A 6487-nucleotide genomic window follows, 5' to 3' on the forward strand; every position below is an offset into this window, starting at 1 on the left:
TTACGCGGCGACCTGGACCTGGTCACCCACCTTGAGGGTGTGGAAGTACTTCGCCGCCGCTTCGCGTGACAGGTGGATGCAGCCGTGCGACTCCTGGGTGAGGCTGCCCTCGTGGAACGCGATGCCGTTGCTCACGAAGTACGTGGAGTACGGCATCTCGGCCATGCCGAAGTCGCGGCTGTAGTCGAGCTCGACCTTCCACAGCACGGAGAAGTAGCCGACGGGGGTCTCCCAGCCGGGCTGGCCGGACGTCGTCGGCACCGGCCCGTAGCTGATCTTGCCCCCGCTGATCAGCCAGGACTCGTTGGTCGACAGCTTCACGCACGCGCCCTCGGTGATGTCGCACGGCGTGCCGGCCACCGTCACCGGCGGAGGCGGCGGCGCGGGCTGCGGGTCCGGGGTCTTCGTCGTCTCGGTCGTCGGAGCCGGTGACTCCGACGTCGGCGCGGCCGAAGACGACGTCGGCGCGGCCGAAGAGGCAGGCGAAGAAGACGGCGAAGAAGAGACCGAAGAAGAAGGAGACGTGACCGGGCCCGACGCCTCGGACGTCCCGCAAGCCGTTGCCAGGAAAGCGATCGCCACCAGAGCTGCTCTGCGCATCGCGCAAACCCCCCAAGATCGTGCTGTGTACTGACCCTGGAGACGCCGTCCCGAACGCCCTGGTTGCAGGCCCATCGGTAACGAATTGGGAAGGGCCGCCCCACCCGGAGGAGGGACGGCCCTTCGAACGCGAGGTCGAGCGGGCTAGACCGCGCCCGCGTACTGCCCGATCCACGAGCGGAACGCCGGCACGTCCATGTAGATCGACGGGCCGGTGGCGCAGGTGGAGCTGTTGTTGCCCGCGCGGCTGGTGGCGCCGACCAGCTGCCACACGCCGTTCACGGACTTGACCTGCGGGCCGCCCGAGTCGCCGTAGCAGGCGCCCGAGTTGCCGTTCGGGTTGTTCGTGCAGATCTCGTACGAGCCGTAGATGCCCAGGCAGCGGCTGTCCGCCACGATCGACGTGTTCAGCTCCTGCAAGGTCACCGGCGCGCCGCAGCCACCGCGCGGTGCGCACGTCTGGCCCCACCCGATGATGCGGGTGGCCGTGCCGGTCGCGCCGGACGTCGACGCCACCGCGATGGGCGTCTGGCTCACCGAGGTGGCCAGGCGCACGAGCGCGATGTCGTACGACGAGTGGGTCACGACCTGGGCCCCGGACGCGACCGTGCCGCCGCTGGTGCGGTTGGTCGTGCCGATGCGGGCCCGGATGGAGGACGCCGACCGGCCTTGCACGCAGTGCTTGGCCGTGACGACCCAGTTGGCCTTGATCAGCGAGCCGCCGCAGAAGTGGCTGCCCGTGGTGCTCTGCAGGGACACCATCCACGAGTAGGTCTGCGTGGCGTTGCCGCCGCCCACGATGAACGGGGTGACGCCGCCGTCGGTCGCCGGGGCCGCCGCCGCCCCGGCCGCCGTGGCGAAAGCCGCTCCGACCGCCACCGCGAAGGCGGTGAACAGGGTACGAACCTTCATCACTTCCTCTCCGTCCCCGGCGCAGGGTGCTCGGGGACGGAACGGAAACTAGGGATGAACGCGGCGTGATCGCCACAGCCGATCGGCCGGTAACGCTCGGTTCACAGTTGACAGCGCTCGGTGGCAGTCGGCCCAACGGCCGGAGCGGCTACGGGAGCGGCGGGAGCGCGTCCTCACCCGTGGACGGGATGTCGAAGTCGACCGACGAGTACTCGCGCAGCTTGGTGAGCCGGTGGAAGCCGTCGATCATCCGCACCGTGCCCGACTTCGAGCGCATCACGATCGACTGGGTCGTGCAGCCGCCCGCCCGGTAGTGCACGCCGCGCACCAGGTCGCCGTCCGTCACGCCGGTCGCGCAGAAGAACACGTTGTCGCCGCGCACCAGGTCGTCGGTCAGCAGCACGCGGTCCAGGTCGTGGCCCGCGTCCAGCGCCTTCCGCCGCTCGTCGTCGTCCTTGGGCCACAGCTTCGCCTGGATCGCGCCACCCATGCACTTCAGCGCCGCCGCCGCGATGATCCCCTCCGGCGTGCCGCCGATGCCGACCAGCAGGTCGATGCCGGTGTTCGGCCGGGCCGCCGAGATCGCGCCCGCCACGTCGCCGTCGGAGATGAAGTGGATCCGCGCGCCCGCCGCGCGCACCTCGCCGACCAGCGACTCGTGCCGCGGCCGGTCCAGGATGCACACCGTCACGTCGGAGACGTCGCTGTGCTTCGCCTTCGCGATCCGGCGGATGTTCTCCGCGATCGGCGCGGTGATGTCGATGACGTCCGCCGCCTCCGGCCCGGTGGCGAGCTTCTCCATGTAGAACACGGCCGACGGGTCGAACATCGCGCCCCGCTCGGCCACCGCGAGCACCGCCAACGCGTTCGGCATGCCCTTGGCCATCAACGTGGTGCCGTCGATCGGGTCGACCGCCACGTCGCACTCGGGGCCGTTGCCGTCGCCGACCTCCTCGCCGTTGAACAGCATGGGCGCCTCGTCCTTCTCGCCCTCGCCGATCACCACCACGCCGCGCATCGACACGGTGCCGATCAGCTTGCGCATGGCGTCCACCGCCGCGCCGTCGCCGCCGTTCTTGTCGCCGCGGCCCACCCAGCGCCCGGCGGCCATCGCGGCCGCCTCGGTCACCCGGACGAGCTCCAGCGCGAGGTTCCGGTCGGGTGCCTCGCGCCGACGCTCGGACGGGCTGCTGCCTGTGACCATGACGTTCCTCCTGCGACTGCGATTACCGGCCGGTAGACCAATCCTCGCACGTCATCACGCCTCGGCCACGTCCTCCTCGGTCACACTGAGTGCTTGATCGATCCGTTCCCGGGCGCCCGCGAGCTGCCGCTCGCACGTCTTCGCCAGGGCCTCGCCGCGTTCCCACAGCGCCAGCGACTCCTCCAGCGACAGGCCGCCCGCCTCCAACCTGCGGACCACCTCCACCAACTCGTCCCTGGCCTGCTCGTAGCCCGGCTCGCTCACGTGGACAACTTCCCCAATCGGTTCTGGACGTGCACCACGACGGTCGCGACCGCCTGGTCGTACCCGATGAACGCCTCGGCGAACTCCGCGCCGTCACCTTCGCGCACGGCGTCGTCGATGCGGTGCTCGGCGGCCGCGACCCGCCTGCGGTGCACCGAGCCGTGGCCCAGCCACCAGCGCATCCCGGCGTAGCCGGACGTCGCCTCGGACAGGTCGTGCAACCGGTTGATCAACGCCTGCCTGCCCGACGTGCAGCCGGCCACCAAGGACAGCCAGCAGTCGGCGGCGGCCTGGTCGGCCGACACGGCGCGGCTGCGCACGGCGTCGGCGCCGTCGTCGTCGGCCTCACCCGCGGCGGCCACCGTCAAGGGCAGGAACGTCGGCTCACGTGCCGGGTTCGGCACCACCGCCTCCTTCGTGTGCGTCGGCGCCGTCCCCGTCGGAGGTGACGACCGCGTGCACGGCGCCGTCGGCCACACGCACCCTCAGCCGGGTGCCCGCGGGAGCTTGGGAGGTCGAGCGGAGCACACCGTCGACCCCGTCGGGGGTGACGAGCTGGATCACCGCGTACCCCCGCGCCAGCGTGGCGGCAGGCCCGAGGGTCGTCAAGCGCGCCGTGGTGGCGACCAAGCCGGACGTCTCCGAGTCGAGCCGGTTCCGCACCGCCCGCCGGGCGCGTTCCCGCAGCCGGTCCACGTCCTCGGCGCGCCGGTCCAGCGGGCCGTGCGGGTCGGCGAGCGCGGGTCGCGTGCGGAGGGACGCGAGCAGCTTGCGCTCCCGGTCCACCCAGCCGTGCAGGGCGCGCCTGCTGCGGTCGCGCAGCTGGCGGATCCGCTCGCCCTCCTCCGCGACGTCCGGCACCACCCGCTTGCCCGCGTCGGTCGGCGTGGAGCACCGCAGGTCCGCCACGTGGTCCACCAGCGGGGTGTCCGGCTCGTGCCCGATCGCGGACAGCACCGGCGTGCGGCACTGCGCCACCGCCCGGCACAGCGCCTCGTCCGAGAACGGCAGCAGGTCCTCGACGCTGCCGCCGCCGCGGGCCAGCACGATGACGTCCACCTCGGGGTCGCGGTCCAGAGTCGACAGTGCGGTGAGGATCTGCGGCACGGCCAACGCCCCTTGCACCGCGACGTTGACCACCCGGAACCGGGCGCCCGGCCAGCGCGCGTGCGCGTTGGTCAGCACGTCCCGCTCGGCGGCCGACGCGCGCCCCGTGACGAGTCCGATTTTGTTCGGCAGGAACGGCGGCTTGCGCTTGCGCCGCGGGTCGAACAGGCCCTCCGCGTTGAGGAGCTTGCGCAGCCGTTCGATGCGGGCCAGCAGTTCGCCGATGCCGACCTGCCGGATCTCGTCGACGCGCAGGCTCAGCGTGCCGCGGTTGGGGAAGAAGTTGGGCTTGCCGTGCACCACGACCCGGCTGCCCTCGGACAGCTGCAGCTCGCGCACCATGCCCACGGGCGCGGTCAGCTGCATCGACATGTCCACGGAGGGGTCACGCAGGGTGAGGAACGCCGTCGCCGTGCCCGGACGCGCGCTCAGCTGGGTGACCTGGCCCTCCACCCACACGTCGCCGAGCCGGTTGATCCAGTCGAAGATCTTGCGCGCGACCGTGCGCACCGGCCACGGGTTCTCGGGGCTGGACTTCTCGTCGGTCACGAGCTCTTGAGGTTCGCGATGCGGCGGGTGAGCATGCCGGTGAACTCGGGCCGGGCGGCGTGCGTGCGCTCGTGCGCGAGCAGCTGCTCCAGATCCTCCGCGGACAGGGTGCGCAGACGTGCCCTGAGCTGCGCCAACGACAGCTCGTCGTAGTTCGGCAGCACGGCGGGCGGCTCGGCGGCCAACGCCTGCTCCTCCTCCGCCCACGGGTCCTCGGCCTGGACCGGCGGCGTCTCCGGCTCGTCCTCGTCGAACGTCGCCCACTCGGGCTCCTGCTCCACGGGGCGCAGCACGGACAGCACCTCGTCACCCTTGATTGCGAGTTCCGTCACCTGCTGCTGCACGCGCATGGACACCCGCAGGGCCTCACTGACCACGGTGACCGGGAGGCCCGCGAGTTGCTGCGGGAGCTTCCGGGCCTGCTCGACGGCGGTGACCGCCAGTCCCGCGGCCAGGCGGACGGTCAGGGGCAGTGGCTTCATGCCCTACAGCCTGCCGCAGTCGGCCGTCCGATGCCTACATCCGGCACGCCGTACCCTGGTGGCCATGGACAAGCGAGTGCTCCTGGCCAAGCCGCGTGGCTACTGCGCCGGCGTGGACCGTGCCGTCGTGACCGTGGAGAAGGCGCTGGAGCAGTACGGCGCGCCGGTCTACGTGCGCAAGGAGATCGTCCACAACAAGCACGTCGTGGAGACGCTGTCCCGGCGCGGCGCGATCTTCGTCGACGAGACCGACGAGGTTCCTGAGGGCGCTCTCGTGGTGTTCTCAGCGCACGGCGTGTCGCCCGCCGTGCACGAGGAGGCGGCGGATCGCGGTCTGCGGACGATCGACGCCACCTGCCCGTTGGTGACGAAGGTCCACAACGAGGCCAAGCGGTTCGCCCGCGAGGACTACGACATCCTGCTGATCGGCCACGAAGGGCACGAGGAGGTCGAGGGCACGTACGGCGAGGCGCCCTCCCACATCCAGCTCGTGGACACCGCCGAGGACGTCGACAAGGTCGTCGTGCGCGATCCGTCCAAGGTGGTCTGGCTCTCGCAGACCACGCTGTCCGTCGACGAGACGATGGTGCGGGTGCGGCAGCTGCAGGACCGGTTCCCGGATCTGCAGGAGCCGCCGTCGGACGACATCTGCTACGCGACGTCCAACCGGCAGACCGCCGTGAAGACGATGGCGCCGGAGTGCGACCTGGTGCTGGTGGTCGGGTCGAAGAACTCGTCCAACTCCGTGCGGCTGGTCGAGGTGGCGCTGCAGGCGGGCGCGCGGGCGTCGTACCTGATCGACTACGCGAACGAGGTCGACGTGGCGTGGTTGGAGGGCGTGACGACGGTCGGCGTGACGTCGGGCGCGTCGGTGCCGGACATCCTGGTGATGGAGCTGCTGGAGTTCCTGGCCGGGCACGGGTACGGGAACGTCGAGGAGATCACCACGGCGAACGAGAAGATCGCCTTCGCCCTGCCGCGCGAGTTGCGCAAGGACATGGTCCGGTAGGGCGGTTGACTTACGGGGAAGCGCCTCACGCCGGTGTTCTGCGGTGGGGGCGCTTCTTTTGTGGGGGGAAAGTTTAGAGCTTTTAAAAGCATGTCCTCGCCGGACGGGCAGATCAGCAGGATGACCCCGACTGCCCTGGTCGTGTGTCCGGGTCCGTCGTTGGTCCGGGTTTCGTGTCATCCCACCGACCTCCACAAGGGCTACCACACGTATCAAGGGGGGCGCAGCCCACAGTCGATGCCGACAGGCATTGGTGGACACGCGCCCCCCTTGACACGCGCGGTAGGGCTGCGCCAGGTCGGCGGGATGACACGGAACCCTCGCTCTGAGGAAAAGAGCCGCCAGTGGACTGGTTCGGGG

9 protein-coding genes are annotated in these 6487 nt (G+C 70.7%); 2 read left to right on the forward strand and 7 right to left on the reverse strand.

Going from position 1 to position 6487, the window contains the following annotated elements:
* A complete protein-coding gene (locus ADK67_RS53915; protein WP_231648373.1) occupies positions 1-321 on the reverse strand; it encodes a L,D-transpeptidase in 321 nt (106 codons plus the stop codon).
* Between ADK67_RS53915 and ADK67_RS53920 the strand changes: the two genes are divergently transcribed.
* Positions 305-634, forward strand: a complete 330-nt coding sequence (locus ADK67_RS53920; RefSeq protein ID WP_231648374.1) for a hypothetical protein — start codon at positions 305-307, stop codon at positions 632-634. The genes ADK67_RS53915 and ADK67_RS53920 overlap by 17 nt on opposite strands.
* Before the next feature lie 110 nt (positions 635-744).
* On the opposite strand, the gene ADK67_RS27535 is transcribed toward ADK67_RS53920, so the two are convergent.
* The 6 genes from ADK67_RS27535 to ADK67_RS27560 all read right to left on the reverse strand — a co-directional run bounded on the left by ADK67_RS27535 (position 745) and on the right by ADK67_RS27560 (position 5118).
* Entirely contained in the window at positions 745-1512 is a 768-nt protein-coding gene (locus ADK67_RS27535; protein ID WP_053719408.1) for a S1 family peptidase, read from the reverse strand.
* 148 nt (positions 1513-1660) lie between these two features.
* A complete protein-coding gene (gene glpX / locus ADK67_RS27540) occupies positions 1661-2716 on the reverse strand; it encodes a class II fructose-bisphosphatase (protein ID WP_053719409.1) in 1056 nt (351 codons plus the stop codon).
* A gap of 54 nt (positions 2717-2770) precedes the next feature.
* On the reverse strand, positions 2771-2980 hold the full coding sequence (locus tag ADK67_RS27545; RefSeq protein WP_053719410.1) for an exodeoxyribonuclease VII small subunit: 210 nt from the start codon (positions 2978-2980) through the stop codon (positions 2771-2773).
* Entirely contained in the window at positions 2977-3384 is a 408-nt protein-coding gene (locus ADK67_RS27550; RefSeq protein ID WP_053719434.1) for a hypothetical protein, read from the reverse strand. Before ADK67_RS27550 ends, ADK67_RS27545 begins: the two co-directional genes overlap by 4 nt.
* Positions 3365-4636: an exodeoxyribonuclease VII large subunit gene (gene xseA, locus ADK67_RS27555; RefSeq protein ID WP_082403865.1), complete on the reverse strand. Its 1272-nt coding sequence runs from the start codon at positions 4634-4636 to the stop codon at positions 3365-3367. Before xseA ends, ADK67_RS27550 begins: the two co-directional genes overlap by 20 nt.
* On the reverse strand, positions 4633-5118 hold the full coding sequence (locus ADK67_RS27560; protein ID WP_053719411.1) for a lipid droplet-associated protein: 486 nt from the start codon (positions 5116-5118) through the stop codon (positions 4633-4635). The genes xseA and ADK67_RS27560 overlap by 4 nt, the downstream gene beginning before the upstream one ends.
* A gap of 64 nt (positions 5119-5182) precedes the next feature.
* Here ADK67_RS27560 and ADK67_RS27565 point away from each other — a divergent pair, with 64 nt between their 5' ends.
* Complete coding sequence (locus tag ADK67_RS27565) at positions 5183-6127, forward strand: 4-hydroxy-3-methylbut-2-enyl diphosphate reductase (RefSeq protein WP_053719412.1); 945 nt, start codon at positions 5183-5185, stop codon at positions 6125-6127.
* Positions 6128-6487: the final 360 nt, after the last annotated feature.

It is taken from the genome of Saccharothrix sp. NRRL B-16348 (assembly GCF_001280085.1).
GTDB lineage: Bacteria > Actinomycetota > Actinomycetes > Mycobacteriales > Pseudonocardiaceae > Actinosynnema.